Origin of the sequence: Spirulina sp. CS-785/01 (genome assembly GCF_028330525.1) — a bacterium.
GTDB lineage: Bacteria > Cyanobacteriota > Cyanobacteriia > Cyanobacteriales > Spirulinaceae > JAQMSD01.
In genome coordinates this window covers 1-3,277 of sequence record NZ_JAQMSD010000016.1, presented here as the reverse complement: position 1 = coordinate 3,277, position 3,277 = coordinate 1, and the positions used below count along the sequence as shown (strand labels likewise).

2 protein-coding genes are annotated in these 3,277 nt (G+C 49.7%); both read right to left on the bottom strand.

The features are described 5' to 3' along the window. Positions 1-2,208: tetratricopeptide repeat-containing S1 family peptidase (locus PN462_RS00600; protein WP_272125876.1), on the bottom strand; the 2,208-nt coding region annotated here is incomplete at its 3' end. A gap of 125 nt (positions 2,209-2,333) precedes the next feature. Continuing rightward, positions 2,334-3,023 (bottom strand): COP23 domain-containing protein, encoded by a 690-nt coding sequence (locus PN462_RS00595; RefSeq protein ID WP_272125875.1) that lies wholly within the window; start codon positions 3,021-3,023, stop codon positions 2,334-2,336. Positions 3,024-3,277 lie beyond the last annotated feature (254 nt).

Genomic DNA, 3,277 nt, shown 5'->3' with positions numbered 1-3,277 from the left:
GGCATAGGCATATTCAGGGTCAAGAGAGAGGGCTTGGTTGTAATCTTGGAGCGCTTCCTCGTATTTTTCTAAGTCCGAGTAGGCATTCCCCCGCCCGATGTAGGCTAGGGCATATTCAGGGTCAAGAGAGAGGGCTTGGTTGTAATCTTGGAGCGCTTCCTCGTATTTTTCTAAGTCCGAGTAGGCAATCCCCCGGTTGTTGTAGGCGAAGGGATGGGGACGGAGTTGGAGCGCACGACTATAAGCATCTCTCGCCTCAGCATGACGTTCTAATTCTCCTAACACATACCCTTTACTATAGTACAGCGCAAAGTTCTTGGGTTGTAACTCAATGGCTCGTTCATAAGCCACTAATGCCCCCTCATACTTTCCTAAATTCTGCAACGCCGATCCCCATTCTCGCCACGCTTCCGGGAAATTATCCTTTAAATTAACCGCCTCCTGAAAAGAACGACTCGCCTCAGCGTATTTCCACTGTTCCGCCAACGCCAACCCCCTTCCATACCAAGCCATTTCTAAACTTGCATCCATCTCAAGGGCTGCCTCAAAGGCTTTCACCGCTTCCTCATTCTGACCCACGCGCCACAATTGATTCCCATAATTGAGCCAGTCCCCAACATCCGGGTTTTGAGGTGCATCTTTAACCGCGTAAAAAATATCTTGAATTGCCTCACTATCCTTTTGAGGCACTACAGAAGGTTTCTCAGTCTTTATATTCAACTGCGCTTGGTCAATCCCTGCTCTCTCCAGCAATGCCAACACCCGGCGAACTGGCACGCCCAAACTATACCCCAACTGTACCTGTTTATATTCCCTATCACCTCGGTCTGTCTCTAAAAGCTCCCCCTCTGTCATACCATGAATGCCAATCAACCGTCCCAAACTATCCAACACTGCTCCCCCACTCATCCCGGACTGGGTGACATTGGTATAAACCAATTCATAACCACTTTTTAAAGAAGCGGACGGCGCAAAGGTGTCCACATCCTTCGCATTAAAAACACTCTGTTCCTCACTGTAAAACGTCCCTGCACTCAACAAACGGTCATCCCCCGGAAAACCAGAAACAAAACTGTAGTACCGTTCCTTAGCCCCAATCTCATAATTCCCCAAAGTTGCCACCGGATAAGACTGGCGACTCTGGAACTGCACCACCGCTAAATCCAACCCCTCTGCTGAGGTGATCTGCTCTGCATTTACCGAATGCTCTGTCCCATCCGCCGTCCTCACCGTCTCCACCCCATTCTTCACCACATGATTCGCCGTTAAAACCCAATACGTCCGCCCCTCCTTAGCCACAATTACCCCCGAACCGTGACTCTCTCTAGTCCCTTCAATTCGCACCGTAATCCCGTCGGCAATCTCATTCACCTGCCCTGCAAGACCAGGTAACTCTCGCTCTCCCATCACCATCCCTGCGGGGACTGTTACCCCTTGGGGGAAGTAATAAGCCACAAACTTAGGTGCGGCTTTCTCCAACGCCTCAAACGGCACCCCCCAACTCAACTGCTGCATTCGCTCTAACGTCTCTGCATCAGGTTTCGTCCCATCCAAATACTCATACCCCCCTTGCAACACGGGATTCGCCCCCATGCCATTGATCCCCACAACTTCGCCCTGCTGATTTAAAATCACACCACCACTCATTCCCTGTTGAATAGTATTGGTATAACCCAAGCGATAGCCGTCCTTGAGTTCTCGTTCTGAGATAAAATCCACTTTCCCAGTCGTCACCACAAGCTCATCTTGGTCAAAGGGAAACCCTGCTGCCCAAACCTTCTCTCCTGCTTCGGGCAACTCTGTCCAATCGCCAACCTCCCCCACCTGATAATCTTGATTAGAGATAAAATAGACAATCGCCACATCTCGCTCCTGGTCATACCCATAAGAAAAGCCTTCATAGGTTTCCCCGTCGGGGGTTTGAATGCGATACTCCTCTCCTGTCGTCACCACATGACGATTCGTGAAAACAAGATAAGCCGTTTTCTCCTCCGAAATCCTTTCTTGAGCAATCATCACCCCAGACCCGGCGGACTCCCCGGCAAATACCTTCACGGTAATTTGTCGCGCTAAATGCTGCATCTCTTGGCCCGATAACTGTTCCTCCTGTCCTCCCCACCAAGCGGACACCTTGGGAGCAACAAACGGAGTCGCAGGGACAGCTAGTAACCCTAAAGTCACGAAGAAAAGAATAGATTGGCGTTTCATCAGTTTTAATTTCCGCAGCAAACAACAGTAGTAAATCAAAAAAGCCGGAGTAGGCGTGAGACAGGGATGCAGTCGCCCTCACCCCCCTACCCCCTCTCCAGAGAGAAATAGCGAGTCCCCATTCCCTAGCGAAATAACCCCAAAAACAATTCCAATGCAGAATATTTCACGGTCTCAAACCCACTCTCACCAGAAGATTCGGCAAACACTGCATCGGGGTTCACCTCTAAAACCACTTGTGGCGGTTCTCCTGCACTTTGAGGAATGGCACTGATTTTACGCCCCTTGAGGGCATTTTCTAACTGGTCTAAAACAGCAAGGGGTCGGTCTTGGGGACGTAACGTAAACAACAACTGGTCACACCCCGAATTTTCTTCTGAAAACGTAGTACAAATCACGGGCTGATTATTCATCGTGCCATTGGTAACAAGGTTTAATTTCCCGTCATCATAGGCACGCTGAAAGCGAGGAGCAACCTCTTTACACCGTCGTTCTGGGGTAAACCCTGACCCCACAAAATACCCTGATTCCCAATGAATGAGACTATGTTGGCTATTCCCTCTAGTTGCAGTGGTATAGTAGGCAGGGTCTGAGCTATCTGTATTCTGAAGCACCGAACAGTTAAAGACAACATTCCCTTCTGCTTTCACTTTGGCATAAGCGATGATGTCGAGAGTCGAAGCCACCCCCCCCAATACCATCATGATGGCCGCTATCACAAACCAAGCTGGATGCTGCTGAAAAAATTTAACAATCTTCGAGTCCATTTCTATCTTTTCCCCGTATTGTCTGGCACAGGCTAACTTAACTTCCATGATAGCTACAAACAATGGGGAGAGTATTCCAGATCAAACAGTCTTTTATTTTTTGTGATTTTTCTTAAAATTTGTAGTTTCGAGTTGGGGTCGCCCTCACCCCTGCCCTCTCCCAAGGGTGGGAGAGGGGGTCGCCCTCACCCCTGCCCTCTCCCAAGGGTGGGAGAGGGGGTCGCCCTCACCCCTGCCCTCTCCCAAGGGTGGGAGAGGGGGAGCAAGTATCTATCATGAGTGTTTGATACAACGGTTTCTCG